The sequence below is a fragment of the Acidovorax sp. FJL06 genome, assembly GCF_003852545.1.
Lineage (GTDB): Bacteria > Pseudomonadota > Gammaproteobacteria > Burkholderiales > Burkholderiaceae_C > Acidovorax.
The window spans coordinates 1-19,830 of sequence record NZ_QAJR01000006.1 but is presented as its reverse complement, the minus strand read 5'-3'; the positions used below and the strand labels follow the sequence as shown (position 1 = coordinate 19,830).

Sequence of the window (19,830 nt, the reverse complement as noted above, 5' to 3'; positions counted from 1 at the left end):
GCACTGGCGCTAACACCCTACCCCCCGGTTCAATGCGCCGACCTTGGCCAAGCAGCGAGTTCTTCTCTACGGCCATTTTGGCTCTATTGAGTTTTAGCTGTTACAAATTCTACAGGGGCTGCATAGAGAAAATGGGATCGTTTTCTTCATTTCGGAGTAGCAGTGCGACCGGCGCCACTGGCCGCTTTGACTTGATCGCGCGATATCAAAACTGCTTGCACTTCGGTGCGCCGCGTGGAAGTTGACGCCGATGTCGACCAGTTGCGCTCGTTCAGATTGTGATCCCTTGCTCATGCGCCGATGGTACGGGGTGATGAATGCGGTGCATCTGCACTCAGGCCCGGTGCTGTGATGGTGGTGCAAGTCGACGGCCGACTATGTAGCTGCCGTTTCGGGTCGATCAGGCGCATCCTGGTCGGCGGCGTTCCGAGGCGCTATGCGACGCGCGGCAGGTATGTCGTTTCCTTTCGTCGGACGGCTTGGTGTAGGGGGCGGGAGAATCAAAAACGCCATCATAACGCCATTTTGCACGATAACGGTTAGTGTGTTATTGTGCAAAATTGAAGTTAAATAGGATAGACCTTGCCGACCCTCGCGACCGCCGTCCTGCACTACCTTCAGGAAGTCCTGGGCATTGACGCGCCAGGTGTGAAGCCGTGGGCGCGCGCAAACGAACTCCCGTACTTCCTGCGCGACGCTTTCCAGTTCAGCGAGCTAGAGTTGGTGGGGCAGCCCGTTGTCCTGGCGATAAGGCGCGCGGAGGCTAAGCAGTCCCTCAGCGAAGTCCGGACCTGGCTGGACAAGGTTAAGGCGCTGGCCGGTCAGCCGGCGGTCTACGTCACCGACGCACTGGCCTCCTATGAACGGCGGCGTTTGATCGAGCAAAAAGTCCCGTTCATCGTTCCGGGTAACCAACTCTATCTGCCGGACCTAGGTCTGGACCTGCGTGAGTATTTTCGGCAGCGCGCTCCGGCCACGGAAGCGGCGCTGAGCCCGTCCGCGCAAGCCATGCTGATCACGGCCTTGCTTCGCCAGCCGTGGCAACCCGGTTGGCAGCCTTCCAAGGTCGCAGTCGCCTTGGGGTACACGCCCATGACACTGTCACGTGCAGTCAAGGAACTGACTGCGGCAGGGCTGGCTACCGCATACACGATCGGCCGCTCGCGCTGGCTACGAATGGAACTCCCACCGGAGCAGACCTGGGAGCGTGCGAAGCCCGCACTGCGAACGCCGGTCAGGCGTACGGTCTGGGTGAAAGCCCATGGGCTCGTCGCACATCGGCCCAGCCGCATCGCGGGTCTGAGCGCGCTCGCGCGCTATTCCATGCTGACCGAGCCGAAGTGGCCGGTGTATGCGTTGACCGCCGCCGACTGGAAGGCTGCGACGGATGCCGGCGTTCGCGAGTTGCCTGAGCCCGAAGCGGGTGCCCAAGAATGGCAGCTGTGGAGCTACAGCCCGGCATTGGTGCCAGACGCCAACACGGTGGACCCGCTCTCGCTGACGCTCAGCCTGCAAGAGAACGCGGACGACCGAATCCAACTCGCACTGGACGAACTGAAAGGACAACTCCCGTGGTGAGAGGCTTGGACATCTTCCAGGAGCGGTTTGCGGCATATGTCGACCAGTACGTCCTGATTGGCGGCACGGCCGCGACCTTGACGATGGAGGAGGCTGGGCTGGAATTCCGAGCTACCAAAGATCTGGACATCGTCCTGCATGTGGAGGCACTGACCCCGGCATTTGGCGAGGCTTTCTGGAAATTCGTCGAGGACGGAGGCTACGAAATCCGCCAGGCCAGCGACACCGGAAAACCCATCTTTTACCGGTTCCAGAAACCCGCTGATGATCGCTACCCGGCGATGGTCGAACTGTTCGCGCGCGCTCCCGACGGATTGCAACCGGCCGAAGGCAGTCAACTCACACCCATACCGCTGGATGAAGCCGTTTCCAGCTTGTCTGCCATCTTGCTGGACGAGGTCTACTACGCATTCATCATGGCTGGGCGCCGCGAAGTCGATGGCCTGCCCTGGGTCGGCGAAGACCGCCTGATTCCGCTCAAAGCCATCGCGTGGCTTGAACTGACTGCGCGAAAAGAGCAGGGCGCCCAGGTGGACGCCAAGGACGTGCGCAAGCACCTCAATGATGTACTGCGCCTTTCCCAACTGCTGGCGCCAGCCACACGCATTCCGATCGATAAAAAGATCGGCGCAGACATGACGCGGTTCCTTATCGCCGTCTCTGCCGACACGTCCATCGACCCGAAAACGCTGCAGCTTGGCAACGTCGCCGTCACCGAGTTGGTGGCCCGCATCGCCCAGGCATATGAAATTGAATTGCCTGCGAAGACGGCGGGATGATGGACGACGAAGTCAACCGGAGCGGTCGATGGGCAGCCATCCCAACCGGAACTCAAGAACTGGCAGGAGGAGACATGGCGTTGTTCACGGCTTGGTGCATTGGTACCAAGGACAAAAGCAAGAAAAAGACGTTCTGAACGTACTCGGAAAAGATGGCGGCCGTGCAGCCGTTCTCACGCAACTGGGCGAGGCCCTCGGGATCCACTACAACCAGAATGACCGGATCTCGGCGAATCTTGGGATGCGGTGCGTTTTTCGGTATGCTGTAGCTGATTGATGACGATGTCGAAAACGTCGCTCCCTGACGAATTGCTCCATCTCCCGCGCCAGCAAAAGATGCGCGCTTCTTACGGTAAAAGTGACGGTAACGCTCTATGTTGATCACAGCAAATCCCTTTAACCACGCGGGTTCAGAAGGCTTATTGATGATGGAGTGGGAGTGAGAGGGCTCTGCGCATGCGCCTGGAAGGGTGCATGCGGGTAGCTCTACCCGTGGGGTTAGCCAACGCGGTATGACGCAACTCCCAAGAGGCTTCTTGGGCGCTCGTGGAGGGGGGCAGAACCAGCGTTCTGAGATGGAGCGGTGCGTGGCGCACGCCGGCCCGCTGTCGGCCTGGGTAGGGGGAGGCTCAGGCCTTCACTTCACCTGTCAGCGGGTCATAGACTCGGCCGTCGTAATTGATGATGTTTCCGGTGGCAGCGTCGAATTTGCTCAGTTTGTAGGTTCCCGCGCCCTTGCCATCCAGGCCGATGTAGTCGGCGTTGGCATAGGCAACACGGTTGTTCTGGGCCACGGTGCCATCTTTGGTCCATTTGTTGTCCATGAGCCATTCCGAGATGTTGACTCCGTATGGGGCGGCAATCTCTCCGTTCATCCGCATCTTGGCAAGCGTCGGATCCATGTTGAAGCCCTCGGCAGCGAGCAGTTCGTCAGGGTTCTTTTTGTAATAAGCCGCCGTTTCGGTGGACATCTTGGACAGATCGCTTTTCACCAGTGTGGAACCATCGGTGGGAAATTTGGAGAGCTGTCCGTTGCGGATGGATGCGTAGTCGGCCGCGAACTCGGGGTGATTCTTGAAAAACATGTAGCGGCCCACGACGGTGTCGTTTCCGCCGTTGAGGACCATGGATGCGACCCGGATGTAGTCCGGTGGCTCGTAGTCTGCCGCGAACGTGTCGCCGAGGCCTTTCTCCCACTGTTTGAACTCTTCCAGGTTGCTGAAAGGCGCCGCAGTGGTTGCCGGTTTGGTCGTGGACGCTGTGCCGGCGGTTGACGTGCTTTGTGTACCGTTGCTGTAAAGGGCTGCTGTGGATGTGTAAGCTGTTTTTCCGGTCGATGCGGTGCTTGTTGGCGTGTTGTTTCCGGCGCGCGAGGCTTCGGCCGAGAGCTCTGCCAGGGTGGTTCTCAGTTCCTTGAGAAAGGTGAGAGGGTCTGCATTGGAATAGCTCTTGGCGGTGCGCTCGGCGGCACGCGCCGCCAAGGAGCTGGACACGCCCATGGATGTCAACATGTTGGTGGCTTGAGATATATCGAGCATCTTGTGACTCCTTCGTGGGGTGGTCGCCTTGGCGGTGGCGCCGTCTGGGCTTTGCGGAACGTTGCTCCTATGCTCCTCCAATCTGTGGTGCTCAGTCTTCACGTAAGCGGTGGAAAGCTGGCGCTTTTCTGGGAACGGTAGTGTTTCGAGTGCCCAGCCACGCGCTGCAGGCCTCTAACTGACCACATGTTCTGTGCGGCGCCAGCCGATTTCCCTCCGGGGGGCTAGAACCTGTTCAAATTCTTTTCGGAGATCGCGGCGGAGTGCCACCGCGATGAGCGCGGATACGTCAGCAGAACATGGCGCCGCGCCACAGCGCTATTCGCGGGTGGCGATGTCCTTGCGGACCCGCTTGAGATGGCATTCGACGTAGAAGGCGGCTGCTTCCTCATCGCCTGTGACGATGGCCTCGTAGATCAGCCGGTGCTCTGCCACGTACAGCTGGATGCGCTCCTCGTCGTAGATGCCGTCGTCGCGCAGACGGTGCCACAAAGGCTGGTCCATGCTTTGGGCCACTTCGTCTGCAATCCGGGTCATCAGGGCATCCCCGGTCATCATGGCCAACTGCCGATGAAAAAGGCGATCACATTCTGACCACAACGCTTGCTGCGCCGGATCGTTGATGTCCCGCACCGCCGCCATGCGGCGCAAATATGCCTCTGCGGCAGGATCGCGCTGGCCCCGGCGTGCTGCGAGGCGTGCCACTGCAGGCTCGATGAGAAGCCGGACCTCCAGGGTGCTCACCGGGCTGAAGTCCGCCTGCGGCCCGGCTTCTTCTGCGGGGCTGATCTCCGAGTTTTTTTCGGTCACATAGGTGCCCGAGCCATGGCGGGTCACCACCAGTCCCATGTTCTGCAGGGCGCCGATGGCTTCGCGCACCGCCGGGCGGCTCACCTTCAGCTGCTGGGCAAGATCCCGCTCCGACGGAAGGCGCGACCCCGCCGGAAAAGCCCCGGCCAGGATGGAGCCGCGAATGCGGTCTGCCACCTGCTCATAGATCTGCTTGGGGCGGAATTCTGTCGCAGGTGCTTGGTCTTTTTTCATTACCAATTTTTTGGAGGTGGGAGATCAGTGTAGGACAAAGAGTTCAAAAAATTGACCACCTTGGGCCTATTAGGTGGAGCACTGGTCTGGGGATTTGGCTAATCTACGGGATTTCCCTGAATAATTGGAATGGATGTGTGGATCATTATCAAACCACTTTGCTGAGGTGTTGGGTAGGATTAAACCAACTCCGTGAGGGCGTCTGGGGCCGCAGGCCTTCATGCCACCCGCCGCTGCAAGGCCTGGGCCCCTGCGCCCCACCCGACAGGAAAACTCTCCCCATGACCACCCCTCTCAACCCGGCAACACCCAGCCCCAGCCTGGGGGTGTGCGACCCGATGGCAACCGCCGCTGCCCTGCCTTTCGCCGCGCTGGTGACGGCCATCGAGGCCGCTGCCCAGGAATACCAGGACGGCGGAATCATCAGCCCGGAGCGGTTGGTCGTGCCCATGGGGCCCGGTGGTGTCATGCTGAGCATGCCCGCCACATCGCACGACATTGGCATCCACAAGCTGGTCACCGTGCAACCGGGCAATGCGGCCCTGCAACGGCCCACCATCCACGGCATCGTCACGGTGTGTGCCGCTGAGACGGGCCAACCGCTGTGCTTGCTCGACGGCCCCGAGCTGACGGGGCGCCGAACGGCCGCTGTCTCACTGGTGGCCATCCGCCGGCTGCTGGGTCATGCGCCGAAGCAGGTTCTCATCGTGGGCACGGGCGTTCAGTCCCGGCACCATGTGAAGGCGCTCCAGGCGCTGTACCCCGACTGCGCCGTGTGGGTGAGGGGGACGAGTAGCGCCAGGGCCCAGGCGTTCTGCGCAGAATTTGCCGCCACGGGGCGGGTGTTGGTTTGTCCTACCGAGATACCAGCCGCGGTCGACGCCGTGATCACGCTCACCACCGCCACGCAGCCGGTGTACGACGAACCGGCCCGGGTGGGCCGCGTCATCGTGGGCGTGGGCGCCTTCAAGCCCGAGATGGCCGAAATCGGCAAGACCACACTGGATGGCAGCGTGCTGTATGCCGATGACCCCGCCGGGGCGCGGCACGAGGCGGGCGACCTGATGCGCGCGGGTGTTCAGTGGGAGGCTGTGCGTTCGCTCGCCACGCTGCTGCGCGAGGAGCCCGATCGCTCCCGCGCCTTCGTGTTCAAGAGTGTTGGCACGGGTGCGTGGGACCTTGCTGCCGCACGCGTCGCCCTTCAGTCGCAGGGCATCGCCTGAGCCGCCCGTTTTTCAGAAAGAGTCGTCATGCAGATCACACGCACCATCAGCACCGTGGAAGTACATACGGGTGGAGAGCCCTTTCGCATCGTCACTTCGGGGCTGCCCAAACTCCCTGGCAACTCCATCGTCGAGCGCCGCGCCTGGCTGCTTGAAAACGCCGACGACATCCGCCAGGCCCTGATGTTCGAGCCACGGGGCCATGCCGACATGTACGGCGGCTACCTCACACCGCCCGTGTCCCCCACGGCCGACTTCGGCATCATCTTCCTGCACAACGAAGGTTACAGCGACCACTGCGGGCACGGCGTGATCGCTTTGGCCACGGCGGCGGTCGAATTGGGCTGGGTGCAGCGCACCGAGCCCGAAACACGCGTGGGCATCGATGCCCCGTGTGGCTTCATCGAGGCTTTTGTGCAATGGGACGGAGCGCATGCCAAGGGCGTGCGCTTCGTGAACGTCCCGTCGTTCATTTACAAGCGCGATGTCACGGTCACCACGCCGAGTTTTGGCCAGGTGACCGGCGACATCGCCTACGGCGGCGCGTTCTACTTCTATACCAGTGCCCAGCCCCATGGGCTGGAGATCCGCGAATCCTCGATCGAAAAGCTCAAGCAGTTCGGCGCCGAAGTCAAGATCGCCGCCAATGCCGCGTTCCCGGTCGTGCATCCCGACATCCCGCAGATCAACCACATCTACGGCACCATCATCGACGGCGCCCCCCGGCATGCAGGCTCCACCCAGGCCAACTGCTGCGTTTTTGCCGACCGGGAGGTGGACCGCTCGCCCACCGGGTCTGGCACCGGCGGCCGCGTGGCCCAGCTCTACCAGCGCGGCCAGCTGGGCAAGGGCGAGGTGCTGGTGAACGAATCGGTGATCGGCTCCATCTTCAGCGGGCGTGTGCTGGAGGAAACCACCGTGGGCGAGTTTCCGGCCGTCATCCCGGAGGTGTCCGGCACCGCCCACATCGTGGGGTTTTGCACCTGGGTTCTGGACGAGCGTGATCCGCTGAAGAACGGCTTTCTGGTGCGCTGAAGTTCCTTCCGAACCTCTTTTTCCGCTCCGCAGAACGCGGCTGTTTATCCATCGCCTGATGGGGCACCAGGTGAATCCGATCTCCGTGCCCCAAACCCTCTTTCATTCACCAGGACGTTTTCATGAAAAAAATAGTGTTTAGCCTGACCGCCGTGGCTTTGGGCCTGGCGGCCATCACGGCCCAGGCCCAAGAGCGCATCCGCGTGGGCTTCATGAGCCCGGTCACGGGCCCCCAGGCGGCCAATGGCGGGGACAACCGCGACGGCGCGCTGCTGGCCATCAAGGAACTGAACAGCAAGGGCGTGAAGCTCGGGGGCAAGCCGGTGGTGTTCGAGCTGGACATCAACGACGACGTTGCCGACCCCAAGCAGGGCGTGCAGGTGGCACAGACCCTGGCCGACAAGAAGGTGAAGTTTGTCCTGGGGCCCTACAACTCGGGCGTGACCGTGCCGGCGGCGCGCGTGCTCAATGAGTCCGACGTGGTGGTGTTGACCGTGGCGTCCAATCCGAAGATCACCGAGCTGGGCTACGCCAACCTGTTCCGCATCGGTGCGAGCGACAACCAGCTGGGTACCAAGATGGCGACCTACGCAGCCCAAGACCTCAAGGTCAAGACGGTGGCTGTGATCGATGACCGCACCGCGTATGGCCAGGGTGTTGCCCGTGAGTTCAGCGAACAGGCCAAGCGCCTGGGAATGAAGGTGGTGGCCAACGAGTTCACGACAGACAAGGCCACGGATTTCAGCTCCATCCTGACCAACATCCGCGCATCGAAAGCCGACGCCGTGTTCTACGGCGGCTACTCGCCGCAGGGCGGCCCGCTGCTCAAGCAAATGCGTGCGCTGGGCATCTCCTCGCCGCTGCTGGGGGGCGATGGCATCTGCTCCTCGGAAACCGCGACCCTTTCGCAGGTCTCCGGCGACCTCAACACCTTCTGCACCCAGGGTGGCTCCATGCTGGACAAGAGCGACAAGGGGCAGAAGTTTGTGGAGCGCTACCGCGCCGAGTACAAGCGCGATCCGCTGACCTACGCAGCGGCCTTCTACGACGGCATGCACATGCTGGCCGCAGCGATCGAATCGACCCAATCCACGGACACGAAAAAAATCGTCCAGGCGATTGCGAATGGCAAATACGCAGGCGTGACGGGGGAGTTTGCCTACGATGCCAAGCATGACCTGAAGTCGTCGGCGGTGACGGTTTACACCTTCAAGGGGAAGGATGTGGTTCCGCTCAAGAGCCTCTGACCCCCCCTCAGCGCATCCCTTTCTCCAGAGCCCTTGTCGGTGAACGCCGGCAAGGGCTTTTTTACTTCGCCATCTCATGCCCATCCCCTTTCAAGGTCTTGAGCCTGTGCTTGCGGCAGTAGCCTTGGCCCCCCGAGGGGGAAACCGCGGATGTAGAAAGAGATTTCGGAGCGCTTCGAGCGCCAGGCAGCGATGAGTGTGACGACCGGCTTGTCCCCATGGGCGGTACAGAACTTGTGCAGAATGCGCGGCAACGCATGCGGCCGCCCCGGCCTTTCTTCGTCGCTATCGTGTTTGCGCAGGGCCTGGCTTTGTGCGAGGCGATGCTTTTTGATGACCTTCACCCCTTTTCATGCTCTCTACCTTGATGAATTCGGCCGCCACTGATGTCGCCCCTCCCAGGCTGTGCCTGTCCGGTGTTTGCGAAAAGGGCATGGCATGACCCGTGCCACTGATTTTTGGTCTGGCTGCGGCTTTCAGCCGCTGATGCGCAACCCGCGCGGCTGGCTGTCTCCCACCGACACCTATGTGCGCACCCTGCTGGGCAGGCCAGAGCTGGCGCTGGTGCCCGAGTCTTGCGCCGCCGAGGTGGCCTTGCACCGTGGGTTGCAGGCTGCACCGCTCAGGTCTGTTGCAGCGGCCGAGTTGGCCGCCGTGCAGGACGACGATGCGCGCGAGAACTACGCCGTGTTTCTGCGCTTTCGCGATGGCCTGCTGGCGGTGGGCACGTTGGAGGCGTACTACCTGCAGCTCATGCGCAGTGGGGCGGTGGATGTGCCTGCGGTGTTCATCGACGCAGTGGTGCAGGCGCTGCTGCGCAACCTGCTGGATGACTGCAACGACGCCTTCGAAGCCCGTGCCGCCGAGATGCTGTTCCGCCCCCAGCGCATCACACAGCACGAAGGCCAGATGCTGGCGGGCGACCGCGCCACGCTCGACATGCTGAACGAGACGGCCGGTTTGGGCGAGGTGGGGCGCCTGCTGCGGCAAAGCGGGGCCTTGCAGCCCACGGCGCAGGTGCAGGTGCTGGCCGCGGACAACGCCGCGGAGTATTGGCAGGCGAGCGAGCGCCACCACTTTTTGCTCGACCTGACCCATGAGCTGACACAGGACCTGAGCCACGGCCTGACGTTCAAGATGACCCGCGCCCGCTCAGGTTTGAAGGCCTTGGCCCGCGTGCTGGAGCGCTGGGTGGCCCACCTGCTGGGCGTGCAGGTGTCCATCGAGCCTGTGCACCAGGTCACCGACAGCGCCTGGCGCTGGCATGTGGGGCTGGACGTGGAGTCCACCGCCATCCTCAACGACCTGTACCAGGACCGGCCGGTGGAGGCCGAGCGCATGCAGCGCCTGGTGAGCCTGTTCACGCTGACCTTTGCCAACCCCGCCGAGATGCGTGCCGATGTGGCGGGCAAGCCGGTGTATCTGGGGTTGGCCACCAACGCGGAGGGCGTGGTGCGCATCAAGCCGCAGAACCTGCTGCTCAATCTGCCGCTGGCATCCGCGTCTTGAGGTGCTATTGAATGAGTAGCTGCTAGCGCTTGTCCAGAAAGCGCTAGCGGCCAATTTGAATTAAATTCCCCCACGGATGGCAACCCGGCGCCGGGCGCTCATCCAATCGTCATCAGGCTTGCATTGCCCCCGGCAGCGGCGGTGTTCACGCTCAGTGCCCGCTCGATGAGCAGGCGCTCCAGCGGGATGTCCACTGCGCCGGGCTGCAGTGCCGTGATACCCACGATGGGCCCGGCGCGGCGGGCGAGGGCGGTGCCCACGGCCTGCAGGGATGCGGCGTCGCCATGGTGCAGCACGGCGTCCAGCGCCAGCGTGCCGTCGTTTAGCGTGTTGTCTTGCAGCGTGACCTGTGCTTGCACCCGCGTGGGCAATTGCGCGCGCTGGCTGGCCTGGGCGTTGGGCCACAGGGCCGTGCCGCCGCTCGCGAGCACGGCTGCCGTCTGTACCAGCAGGTCGTCAATGCTGGCGGCCAGGCACAGCACGCGGGCGCGCGGCGCCAGGGTGTAGACGTTGCGCTCGCCGGTGGGGCCGGGCAGGGTGCGGGCGGTGCCGCTTTGGGTCTCCTGCGCAAAGCGCTGGCAGTGGCCCGCCAGGGCCAGGTGGCCCCGGTTGTGCGCCCATTGCTGCAAGGTGGCCAGGGGCGCCAGCAGGCGCTCGCGCACAGCATCGTCGGGTGGCGTGGTGCGGTCTGCCTCGGCAAAGGTGCGGGCCAGCGCATTGGCCGGGCGCTGCGACAGCAGGCGCAAAAGATACAGCGGCCCGCCCGCCTTGGGCCCCGTGCCCGACAGGCCTTCGCCTCCAAACGGCTGCACACCCACCACGGCACCGACCATGTTGCGGTTCACGTACACGTTGCCCGCATGGGCGTGGTTCACCACGCGGGCAATGGTTTCGTCGATGCGGGTGTGCACGCCCTGGGTCAGGCCGTAGCCGGTGGCGTTGATCTGGTCGAGCAGCTGGTCCAGATCGTTGCGGGCGTAGCGCACCAGGTGCAGCACGGGGCCGAAGACTTCGCGCTGCAGCTCGCCGATGTGGTTCAGTTCGATCAGCGTGGGGGGCACAAAGGTGCCCTGGCTGGTCGTGGCCGCAGGGTGCTGCGGGTGCTGGAACACGCGATGGCCCTTGGCCTTGAACGTGTCGATGTGTTGGCTGATGCCCGCTTGGGCTTCGGCGTCGATCACCGGGCCCACGTCCACACGCAGCGCCCCGGGGTTGCCTAGGCGCAGTTCGCCCATGGCGCCCTGCAGCATCTCGACCACGCGGTCGGCGGCCTCTTCCTGCACGCACAGCACGCGCAGGGCGGAGCAGCGCTGGCCGGCACTGTCAAAGGCCGACGACACGGCATCGCCCACCACCTGTTCGACCAAGGCGGACGAGTCCACGATCATCGCGTTCTGCCCCCCCGTTTCGGCAATCAGCGGAATGGGGCGGCCTGCGGTATCCAGCCGCCCGGCCACGGTGCGCTGCAGGATGCGCGCCACTTCTGTGGAGCCGGTGAACATCACGCCCATCACGCGGGCATCGCCAATCAGGCGCGCGCCCACCGTCTCGCCCTGGCCGGGCAGCAGCTGCACGGCGGCGCGGGGCACGCCGGCCTGCCATAGCAGGCGCACGGCCTCGGCGGCGATCAGCGGGGTTTGTTCTGCCGGCTTGGCCAGCACGGGGTTGCCTGCGGCCAGTGCAGCCGCCACCTGGCCCATGAAGATGGCGAGCGGGAAGTTCCAGGGGCTGATGCAGGCCACCGGGCCCAGTGGGATGTGGGTGGTGTTGTCGAAGGTGCTTTGCACCTGGGCTGCGTAGTAGCGCAGGAAATCCACAGCCTCGCGCACCTCGGCCACGGCGTTGCTGGCGCTCTTGCCGGCTTCGCGCATCAGCAGGCCCAGCAGGGGCTGCATGCGGGCTTCGAGCAGGTCAGCGGTGGCCTGCAGGGCGGCAGCGCGTGCCACGGGTGGTGTGGCGGCCCAAGGGGCCGCTGCGGCCTGGGCGTGGGCCAATGCCTGGTCCACATCGGCGGTGGTGGCCTCTTGCACCTGGCCCACGATGTCGCTGTGATCGGCAGGGTTGCGCACAGGCTGGGTGGGGCCTGCGGGTGCCTCGGCGCCCAGCAGGGGGGCGGCGGTCCAGGCATGGGCGGCCGTGGCTTGCAGGGCGGCGGCCAGTGCGGTCAGCGTGTTCTCGTTTGACAGGTCCAGCCCGCGCGAGTTGGTGCGGTGCGCGCCATACAGGCCCTGGGGCGTGGCAATGCGGGGGTGGGGCAGGCCCGCAGCGCCTTCTGCCGCAGCTTGCTGGTCCACCACCTGCACGGGGCTCTTCACCAGCTCATCCAGTGCAATCGTTTCATCGGCAATGCGGTTCACGAACGAGGTGTTGGCGCCGTTTTCGAGCAGGCGGCGCACCAGGTAGGCCAGCAGGGTTTCGTGGGTGCCCACGGGCGCGTAGATGCGGCAGGGGCGGCCCAGCTTGCCCGCAGCGATGGCGCCCACCACCTGCTCATACAACGGCTCGCCCATGCCGTGCAGGCACTGGAACTCGTACTGCCCCGCGTAGTAGTTGCTGCCCGCCAACTGGTAGATGGTGGCCACCGTCTCGGCGTTGTGCGTGGCGAACTGCGGGTAGACGGCCTCGGGCGCGGCCAGCAGCTTGCGTGCACACGCGATGTACGAAATGTCGGTGTGCACCTTGCGGGTGTAGACCGGGTAGTCCGCGAGGCCATCGACCTGGGCGCGCTTGATTTCGCTGTCCCAGTACGCACCCTTCACCAGGCGCACCATCAGGCGGCGCTGGCTGCGGCGGGCCAGGTCGACCACGTAGTCGATGACGAAGGGGCAGCGCTTTTGGTAGGCCTGGATGACGAAGCCAATGCCGTTCCAGCCCGCCAGCGTGGGCTCGTGGCACAGGCGCTCCAGCAGGTCCAGCGACAGCTCCAGGCGGTCGGTTTCTTCGGCGTCGATGTTCAGGCCAATGTCGTACTGCTTGGCCAGTGCGGTCAGGCGCAGCACCAGCGGGTACAGCTCGTCCATCACGCGGCCAAACTGGGCGCGGCTGTAGCGCGGGTGCAGGGCCGAGAGCTTGATGGAGATGCCGGGGCCTTCGTAGATGCCGCGCCCGGCAGACGCCTTGCCAATCGCATGGATGGCTTGCTCGTACGAGGCGTAGTAGCGCTTGGCGTCTTCGCTGGTCAGTGCCGCTTCGCCCAGCATGTCGTATGAATAGCGAAAGCCCTCGGCTTCCATGGTGCGGGCGTTGTGCAGGGCCTCGTCAATGGTCTCGCCGGTCACAAACTGCTCGCCCATCATGCGCATCGCCATGTCTACGCCCTTGCGGATCAGCGGCTCGCCGCCCTTGCCGATGAGGCGGCTGAGCGAGTTGCCCAGGCTGCCTTCGCTGTGCGTGGCCACCAGCTTGCCGGTGATGAGCAGGCCCCAGGTGGCGGCGTTGACGAACAGCGACGGGCTCTTGCCCAGGTGGGCATCCCACTGGCCGTGGCTGATCTTGTCGCGGATGAGTGCGTCGCGCGTGGCCTTGTCGGGGATGCGCAGCAGCGCCTCGGCCAGGCACATCAGCGCCACGCCTTCTTGTGACGACAGCGAAAACTCCTGCAGCAGCCCTTGCACGATGCCCGCACGCCCGGCGCTGGCCTTGCGCTCGCGCAGCGCCTTGGCAATGCGCAGGGCCAGTTGCTCGGCCGACGCCGCTTGATCGGCAGGCAAGCGGGCCTGGGCCAGCAGCGGGGCCAGGGCCTCGGGCTCGGGGCGGCGGGTGGCCGCGGTGATGGCGGCGCGCAGCGGGTTGGAGAGCGGCGTGCGGGGCGCGAAGTCGGCAAACGGAGCGGAGGGCTGGGCGTTGGGCTGCGTCATGGCGGTGTCTTTCTGTGATTTGGAGGGCCAAACGAGGGTTTGGCGCGTTATTGGCGATGATCCTTGGGTTGTTGATGAATAAATGGTCGAAAATTGGCATTAACGCAGAATAAATCGCTAATAGACATGCAAACAGAACCCGATCTGGACCGGATTGACCGCAAGATCCTGTCAATCCTGCAGGAAGACGGCCGCATTGCCAACCTCAAGCTGGCCGAGGCGGTGGCCCTGTCGCCCACGGCGGTGCTGGCGCGCGTGCAGCGCCTCACGCGCGATGGCTTCATCCTGGGCTACGAGGCGCGCCTGAACCCTCTCAAGCTGGGCGCGGGCATGCTGGTGTTTGTGGAGGTGCTGCTCGACCGCACCACGCCCAACGTGTTCGACCAGTTCAAGGCCGCCGTGCAGGTGCACCCCGAGATCATGGAATGCCACATGGTGGCGGGCGGGTTTGACTACCTGCTCAAGACCCGCTCAGCCGACATGAACGCCTACCGTGTGTTTGCGGGCAACGTGCTGTGGCAACTGCCCGGTGTGCGCGAGACGCGCACCTATGCAGTGATGGAGGAGGTCAAGCACACCAACCACCTGCACCTGCGGTGAATGGGGGAGGGGTGCAGCGCTCCACTCGGGCTGGATTGGTTCCGAGGCGCAAAGCCCGCATAATGCTTTGCAGCAATAGCCAGCCTGACCGAGGAGCAGAACCATGACCACCCTTCCATACGCTGCCGCTGCCTTGGTGGCTGCCTTCTTCAGCCAGTCCGCCACGGCCACGTGCTACGTGGTGTATGGCCCTGACAAGGACATCGTGTACCGCGCCCCCGAGCCACCGGTCGATATGTCGCGCCAGGTCCACGAAACCCTGCCCCGCGTGGCCCCCGGCTCCACCCTGGTGTTTTCGCCTGACAACTTTGGCTGCGAACTCACCGTCAACAAGCTGCCGCTGGCAGCGGCAGCGGCTGCGGCGCCCGGTGGCATGCGCCCTGCACGCGCCGACCGGGGCTGAACCCGCCCCACGGCCTGGGCCCGGGGCAGCGGCCGTCCCGAGCCTGAGACAATCGGGGGATGAGCGAACCGAAAGAACTATCCCCCTCGTTTGAACCCGTGGCGCAGGATGCCGCCGACCTGCCCGAGGGCTGGCTGCAGGTGCAGTCCATGGACCTTGATGCCCAGGGCGTGGCCCGCAAGCCCGATGGCAAGGTCATCTTTATCGACGGTGCCCTCACGTCCGAGCTGGTCACCGCCAACACCCACCGCAAGAAGAACAACTGGGAGCAGGCCAGCCTGGTGGCGATCCACCGCGAATCGTCGCAGCGCGTGCGCCCCGGCTGCCAGCACTTTGGCCTGCATGCCGGTGCCTGCGGCGGCTGCAAGATGCAGCATCTGCACGTGGGTGCCCAGGTGGCCGTCAAGCAGCGGGTGCTGGAAGACAACCTCTGGCACCTGGGCAAGGTCAAGGCCGAAACCGTGATGCGCCCCATCGAAGGGCCCGCCTGGGGCTACCGCTACCGTGCCCGCCTGGCCGTGCGCCACGTGATCAAGAAGGGCCAGGTGCTGGTGGGCTTCCATGAGCGCAAGAGCCGCTACATCGCCGACATGCAGACCTGCAAGATCCTGCCCCCGCATGTGGATGCGATGCTGATGCCGCTGCGCGCGCTGATCGCCAGCATGGACGCGCGCGACACCTGCCCGCAGATCGAGCTGGCCTGTGGCGACAGCGTGACGGCCATGGTGCTGCGCCATCTGGAGCCACTGAGCGCCGGCGACATTGATCGGCTGCGTGCTTTTGGTGCTGAGCATGGCGTGCAATGGTGGTTGCAACCCAAGGGCCCGGACACGGTGAAGCTGCTGGACGAGGGCGGCGAGCAGCTGTCGTATGCACTGCCGGACTTCGGCATCACCATGCCCTTCAAGCCCACCGATTTCACCCAGGTGAACCCGCACATCAACCGCGTGCTGGTGAGCCGCGCGCTGCGCCTTCTGGATGTGCAGCCGCAGGAGCGTGTGATCGACTGGTTCTGCGGCCTGGGCAACTTCACGCTGCCGCTGGCCACCCAGGCGCGCGAGGTGCTGGGCATCGAGGGCAGCGAGGCCCTGGTGGCCCGCTCGCGCGAGAACTATGTGCTGAATCAGGCTGTAGCGCAGGACCGTAAAGCGCTGGCAGCTACCAGTTTTGTAGCGCGCAACCTGTTCGAGATGACCCCCGAGATGCTCGTTGCGGACGGCGCCGCCGACAAGTGGCTGGTGGACCCCCCGCGCGAAGGCGCCTTTGCACTGGCCAAGGCGCTGGCCGACATCGAGCAGGCGCGCATCGGCGCCGAGGGCGCGGGCCCATTGCCCGCCGGGGCCGAGGGTTGGACGCCGCCGAAGCGCATTGTGTACGTGAGCTGCAACCCCGCCACCCTGGCGCGCGATGCCGGTCTGCTGGTGCACCTGGGGGGCTACAGATGCACGGCGGCGGGCATGGTCAACATGTTCCCGCACACCGCGCATGTGGAGAGCATGGCGGTGTTCGAGCGGGCATAAGCGGGGCCGAGGGCGGTAGCCGGAGGCGGCAATCGCCCTGGGCGGGGGCGGGTGGCTGCACCTTTTCAGGAGGGAGGCACGCCCGCCTCTGGGGGCGGTGCCCCCGGGGGAATGTGCGTGGTCGCTCAGCTGCGGGTGCGGCTGGCGGCGGTGTCGCGGGGTTCGGTCTCGGCGTCGGAGGCGCTGCTGCCCTTGCGCTCGGGTTTCTCGACCTTGCCCAGGACCGAAGGTGCACCTTCGATCTTGTTCTCGCGCATGTAGGCGTCCATTTCTTTCCACCCGGCAAACACGGAGGCCTTGGCGGCCTTGGGGTTGAGGGTGTAGCAGTCTTCCAGGCCGCGCAACGCATGGCGGCAGGCGCCGCCAATGGCCTTGGCCTCCGCATCCTTCTGGGCCACGCGCGGGTCAGGGCCCAGCCCGGGGATCTTGTCGCAGCCAGCCAGCAGCAGGAGGCCGGCCAGAACCATCAGGCGCAACGGGGTGGATGGGCTTGGGGGATACATGTACTTGCATTATCGGCAGGTCTTTGCCGCGATTGAGGCTTGACCTGGGTCTGGGAGCAATAAAAAAGGCTCCCGGGGGAGCCTTTTGATGGGGATCAACGGACACGGCAGGTGTCAGTCGCGCTCGCCGCCCATGATGCCCAGCAGGGCCAGCAGGCTCTGGAACACGTTGAAGATGTCCAGGTACAGGGCCAGGGTGGCGCTGATGTAGTTGGTTTCGCCGCCGTCCAGGATCTGCTTGATGTCATACAGCATGTAGGCGCTGAAGATGCCGATGGCCAGCATCGAGATCACCATCATGCCCACGCTGGAGCCTACGAACACGTTGATGATGCCGCCGACCATGAGCACCAGCGCGCCCACCATCAGCCACTTGCCCATGCCCGAGAGGTCACGCTTGATCACGCTGGCCAGGCTGGCCATCACCAGGAACACGCCCGCCGTGCCGGCAAACGCCGTCATGATGAGGTCGGTGCCGTTCTTGAAGCCCAGCACCATGCCGATCATGCGCGAGAGCATCAGGCCCATGAAGAACGTGAAGGCCAGCAGCACGGGCACACCGGCCGCAGAGCGCTTGGTCTTTTCGATGGCGAACATGAACCCGAACGCGCCGCCCAGGAACACAATCAGCCCCAGGCCGCCGCGCAGCGACTGGGTGATGCCGGTGGCCACGCCGATCCAGGCACCCAGCACCGTGGGGATCATGCTCAGGGCCAGCAGCCAGTAGGTGTTGCGAAGCACCTTGTGGCGTTCTTCCTGCGAGATGCCATAGCCCGCAGAGTGGCCCAGGGTGGTGACTTGGTCATTCATCTTGTGTCTCTCCTTGTTGGCCTGCACAACGCAGACCCTGCAAATTCTAGGGGGTGGCGGTTTTTTGCCCGCCAATAACCGTGTCTGCTCACCTACTTTTGGTAAGGGTACTTTCACCCTGGCTGGGGGCAACGGGCGCCACGATGCCGCTATGCTTGGCGGCTCCTGTGCCCAGGCAGCGCGCTGCGCCGGCTTGGTGCGCACCCCATTTGTTGTCTCTTTTTTCGGGTACCTCCATGAAGACCAAGCACGAACTCGAACTGGCCGACGTCAAGGCCATTGCCGCCGCCGCCGAAGCCGAAGCCCTCAAGAACCACTGGGCCGTGACCATTGCCATCGTGGACGATGGCGGCCACCTGCTGTGGCTGCAGCGCCTGGACGGCGCCGCCGCCGTGTCGTCACACATCGCGCCGTCCAAGGCCCGCACAGCCGCGCTGGGCCGCCGGGAGAGCAAGGTCTATGAAGACATCGTCAACGGCGGCCGCGTGGCCTTCCTGAGCGCGCCCACCATCGACGGCCTGCTTGAAGGGGGCGTGCCAATCCTGAAGGACGGCCAGTGCATTGGCGCCGTGGGCGTGAGCGGCGTGAAGTCCACCGAGGATGCCCAGATCGCCCGGGCCGGCATTGCGGCCCTGGGCCTGTAAACAGACTCCCAGGCTGGCGAGGGCGCCTTGCGGTGTTTCGTGTCTCGGATGGCGCTCTTGTTTTTATAGCTTGAGCCGCATGTCCCATGAGCTCTGGATGCCCTCCTGGTATTGATGCGATCCATGCTTGCCTCGGCAACAAAAAAACCGGCCTGGGAGCCGGTTTTTTTATGGGGGCTGTAGCCCCCATGAGGTCTGGGAAATGATCGGGGGAAAAAAAGCCTGGCTACGCGGGCGAACCCGTTGGCTGGCAAAAACGACCCTTGCGAGCTTGTTGCAAGCCCGGGAGTCGCCCCACGATGAAACTGTCTGGTGGGCCCGTTGGCGCCATGGGCGCGCTGGGGCGGTGATGGCGGTGGCTGGGCTCTGGCGCTTATTTGGTCAGGATCAGCTTGCCCAGCTTGGTGGCCTGCAGGCGGTACACCGAACCGTTGTGGCTGATGGCCACGGCCTTCTGGCCTTGCAGCAGGGCGCTGCTGTCCACGGCGGCCGCTACGGCTTCTGCGCTGTGGGCGCCATCGCCGGAGGCGAGCGAAGCCGCCCTGTCGGTGGTGGCGGAACGCAGGAGCGAGGCGGCGGTCATGGTGGCTTGCATGGAGTTTTCCTGTGTCATTGCGTTGCGTTTTGCTAATGATAACGATTCGCAATTACGAGTCAAGCAAATTGCGTGTTTCTTTTTGTTCTTTTTTTCCTGCCCTGGTGTTTCGGCGCGTCCGTCACATTGGCGCCGTCCGATGGGTCATGCCGCAGGTGCCAGAGGCGATGCCAGGGCTGCAAAAAACAACTGCCCGGCAAGCAGGGCCGGCCGGGCAGGGGGGTGAAACGGGAAGGCGCAGGGGTTACTGCGGGTCGGTCACAAAACCAATCTTGCGCACGCCGGCGCGCTGGGCGGCGGCCATGGCCTGGGCCACGCGCTCGTAGCGCACTTCCTTGTCGCCACGGATGTGCAGATCGGGCTGGGGCTCCTTGGCGGCCTCGGCCTGCAGGCGGGGGAGGAGTTCTTCTTCGGTGACCTGCGATTCGTTCCAGTAGTACTTGCCCTCGGCCGACACCGACAGGCGCACGGTTTCGGGCTTGATGGTCTCGGGCTGGTTGGTGGCGCGGGGCAGGTCCACGTTCACCGAGTGTTTCATCACCGGCACGGTGATGATGAAGATGATGAGCAGCACCAGCATGACGTCCACCAGGGGTGTCATGTTGATCTCGTTCATCACGTCATCGGCATCGTCTTGTGTTCCGAAGGCCATGGCTTAGTTGCCTTTCTTGAGGGGCAGCACCTTGCCGGGCTCGCTGGCGTTCACGCGGGCACCGGTGACGAAGTAGGCGTGCAGGTCATGGGCGAAGCTGTTGAGGCTGCCCAGGATGGACTTGTTGCCACGCACCAGGGCGTTGTAGCCCAGCACGGCGGGGATGGCCACGGCCAGGCCCAGGGCCGTCATGATCAGGGCTTCGCCGATGGGGCCGGCCACCTTGTCGATGGTGGACTGGCCCGAGGTGCCGATGGCCAGCAGCGCATGGTAGATGCCCCACACGGTGCCGA

General features: G+C 64.3%; 20 protein-coding genes. 10 read left to right on the top strand and 10 right to left on the bottom strand.

Going from position 1 to position 19,830, the window contains the following annotated elements:
* Window positions 1-582: 582 nt before the first annotated feature.
* Window positions 583-1,578 (top strand): hypothetical protein, encoded by a 996-nt coding sequence (locus DBV10_RS04510; RefSeq protein WP_124511060.1) that lies wholly within the window; start codon window positions 583-585, stop codon window positions 1,576-1,578.
* Between the two features lie 5 nt (window positions 1,579-1,583).
* The gene (locus tag DBV10_RS04505) at window positions 1,584-2,357 is read left to right on the top strand and encodes a hypothetical protein (protein WP_233521101.1); all 774 of its coding nucleotides are present in this window, start codon (window positions 1,584-1,586) and stop codon (window positions 2,355-2,357) included.
* A 52-nt stretch (window positions 2,358-2,409) separates the two neighbouring features.
* On the opposite strand, the gene DBV10_RS04500 is transcribed toward DBV10_RS04505, so the two are convergent.
* The 3 genes from DBV10_RS04500 to DBV10_RS04490 all read right to left on the bottom strand — a co-directional run bounded on the left by DBV10_RS04500 (window position 2,410) and on the right by DBV10_RS04490 (window position 4,939).
* The gene (locus DBV10_RS04500) at window positions 2,410-2,742 is read right to left on the bottom strand and encodes a hypothetical protein (RefSeq protein ID WP_124511058.1); all 333 of its coding nucleotides are present in this window, start codon (window positions 2,740-2,742) and stop codon (window positions 2,410-2,412) included.
* 244 nt (window positions 2,743-2,986) lie between these two features.
* A complete protein-coding gene (locus tag DBV10_RS04495) occupies window positions 2,987-3,895 on the bottom strand; it encodes a hypothetical protein (protein WP_124511056.1) in 909 nt (302 codons plus the stop codon).
* A gap of 318 nt (window positions 3,896-4,213) precedes the next feature.
* Complete coding sequence (locus DBV10_RS04490) at window positions 4,214-4,939, bottom strand: FadR/GntR family transcriptional regulator (RefSeq protein WP_124511054.1); 726 nt, start codon at window positions 4,937-4,939, stop codon at window positions 4,214-4,216.
* Window positions 4,940-5,220: 281 nt separating this feature from the next.
* Here DBV10_RS04490 and lhpI point away from each other — a divergent pair, with 281 nt between their 5' ends.
* The 3 genes from lhpI (at window position 5,221) to DBV10_RS04475 (ending at window position 8,444) form a co-directional block, all read left to right on the top strand.
* Entirely contained in the window at window positions 5,221-6,162 is a 942-nt protein-coding gene (gene lhpI, locus DBV10_RS04485) for a bifunctional Delta(1)-pyrroline-2-carboxylate/Delta(1)-piperideine-2-carboxylate reductase (RefSeq protein ID WP_124511052.1), read from the top strand.
* Window positions 6,163-6,189: 27 nt separating this feature from the next.
* On the top strand, window positions 6,190-7,197 hold the full coding sequence (gene lhpH / locus DBV10_RS04480; protein ID WP_124511050.1) for a trans-3-hydroxy-L-proline dehydratase: 1,008 nt from the start codon (window positions 6,190-6,192) through the stop codon (window positions 7,195-7,197).
* 122 nt (window positions 7,198-7,319) lie between these two features.
* Window positions 7,320-8,444 carry a branched-chain amino acid ABC transporter substrate-binding protein gene (locus tag DBV10_RS04475; protein WP_124511048.1) on the top strand — a complete coding sequence of 375 codons (1,125 nt, stop codon included), beginning with the start codon at window positions 7,320-7,322 and terminating at the stop codon, window positions 8,442-8,444.
* 74 nt (window positions 8,445-8,518) lie between these two features.
* Here the strand turns inward: DBV10_RS04475 and DBV10_RS04470 are convergent, their stop codons facing one another.
* Entirely contained in the window at window positions 8,519-8,788 is a 270-nt protein-coding gene (locus DBV10_RS04470) for a hypothetical protein (RefSeq protein WP_124511046.1), read from the bottom strand.
* A gap of 94 nt (window positions 8,789-8,882) precedes the next feature.
* Between DBV10_RS04470 and DBV10_RS04465 the strand changes: the two genes are divergently transcribed.
* Window positions 8,883-9,953 (top strand): DUF6352 family protein, encoded by a 1,071-nt coding sequence (locus tag DBV10_RS04465; RefSeq protein ID WP_124511044.1) that lies wholly within the window; start codon window positions 8,883-8,885, stop codon window positions 9,951-9,953.
* Window positions 9,954-10,051: 98 nt separating this feature from the next.
* Here the strand turns inward: DBV10_RS04465 and putA are convergent, their stop codons facing one another.
* Window positions 10,052-13,861 (bottom strand): trifunctional transcriptional regulator/proline dehydrogenase/L-glutamate gamma-semialdehyde dehydrogenase, encoded by a 3,810-nt coding sequence (putA, locus tag DBV10_RS04460; protein WP_255424811.1) that lies wholly within the window; start codon window positions 13,859-13,861, stop codon window positions 10,052-10,054.
* A 75-nt stretch (window positions 13,862-13,936) separates the two neighbouring features.
* On the opposite strand from putA, the gene DBV10_RS04455 reads away from it, so the two are divergent.
* The 3 genes from DBV10_RS04455 (at window position 13,937) to rlmD (ending at window position 16,333) form a co-directional block, all read left to right on the top strand.
* Entirely contained in the window at window positions 13,937-14,410 is a 474-nt protein-coding gene (locus tag DBV10_RS04455; RefSeq protein WP_055398143.1) for an Lrp/AsnC ligand binding domain-containing protein, read from the top strand.
* 103 nt (window positions 14,411-14,513) lie between these two features.
* Window positions 14,514-14,813, top strand: coding sequence for a hypothetical protein (locus tag DBV10_RS04450; protein ID WP_124511040.1), 300 nt, complete (start codon window positions 14,514-14,516; stop codon window positions 14,811-14,813).
* A 59-nt stretch (window positions 14,814-14,872) separates the two neighbouring features.
* Window positions 14,873-16,333 (top strand): 23S rRNA (uracil(1939)-C(5))-methyltransferase RlmD, encoded by a 1,461-nt coding sequence (gene rlmD, locus DBV10_RS04445; protein WP_124511038.1) that lies wholly within the window; start codon window positions 14,873-14,875, stop codon window positions 16,331-16,333.
* A gap of 125 nt (window positions 16,334-16,458) precedes the next feature.
* Here rlmD and DBV10_RS04440 read toward each other — a convergent pair whose 3' ends face one another.
* A complete protein-coding gene (locus DBV10_RS04440) occupies window positions 16,459-16,836 on the bottom strand; it encodes a hypothetical protein (RefSeq protein WP_124511036.1) in 378 nt (125 codons plus the stop codon).
* 114 nt (window positions 16,837-16,950) lie between these two features.
* A complete protein-coding gene (locus tag DBV10_RS04435) occupies window positions 16,951-17,646 on the bottom strand; it encodes a Bax inhibitor-1/YccA family protein (RefSeq protein ID WP_124511034.1) in 696 nt (231 codons plus the stop codon).
* A gap of 236 nt (window positions 17,647-17,882) precedes the next feature.
* Between DBV10_RS04435 and DBV10_RS04430 the strand changes: the two genes are divergently transcribed.
* Window positions 17,883-18,290 carry a heme-binding protein gene (locus DBV10_RS04430; protein WP_124511032.1) on the top strand — a complete coding sequence of 136 codons (408 nt, stop codon included), beginning with the start codon at window positions 17,883-17,885 and terminating at the stop codon, window positions 18,288-18,290.
* 373 nt (window positions 18,291-18,663) lie between these two features.
* Here the strand turns inward: DBV10_RS04430 and hemP are convergent, their stop codons facing one another.
* From hemP to DBV10_RS04415, 3 genes are all read right to left on the bottom strand, one after another.
* Complete coding sequence (gene hemP, locus DBV10_RS04425; RefSeq protein ID WP_124511030.1) at window positions 18,664-18,885, bottom strand: hemin uptake protein HemP; 222 nt, start codon at window positions 18,883-18,885, stop codon at window positions 18,664-18,666.
* A gap of 244 nt (window positions 18,886-19,129) precedes the next feature.
* Window positions 19,130-19,537, bottom strand: a complete 408-nt coding sequence (locus tag DBV10_RS04420) for a biopolymer transporter ExbD (RefSeq protein ID WP_124511028.1) — start codon at window positions 19,535-19,537, stop codon at window positions 19,130-19,132.
* 3 nt (window positions 19,538-19,540) lie between these two features.
* A partial coding sequence (locus DBV10_RS04415; RefSeq protein WP_148090335.1) for a MotA/TolQ/ExbB proton channel family protein occupies window positions 19,541-19,830 on the bottom strand: 290 nt, incomplete at its 5' end.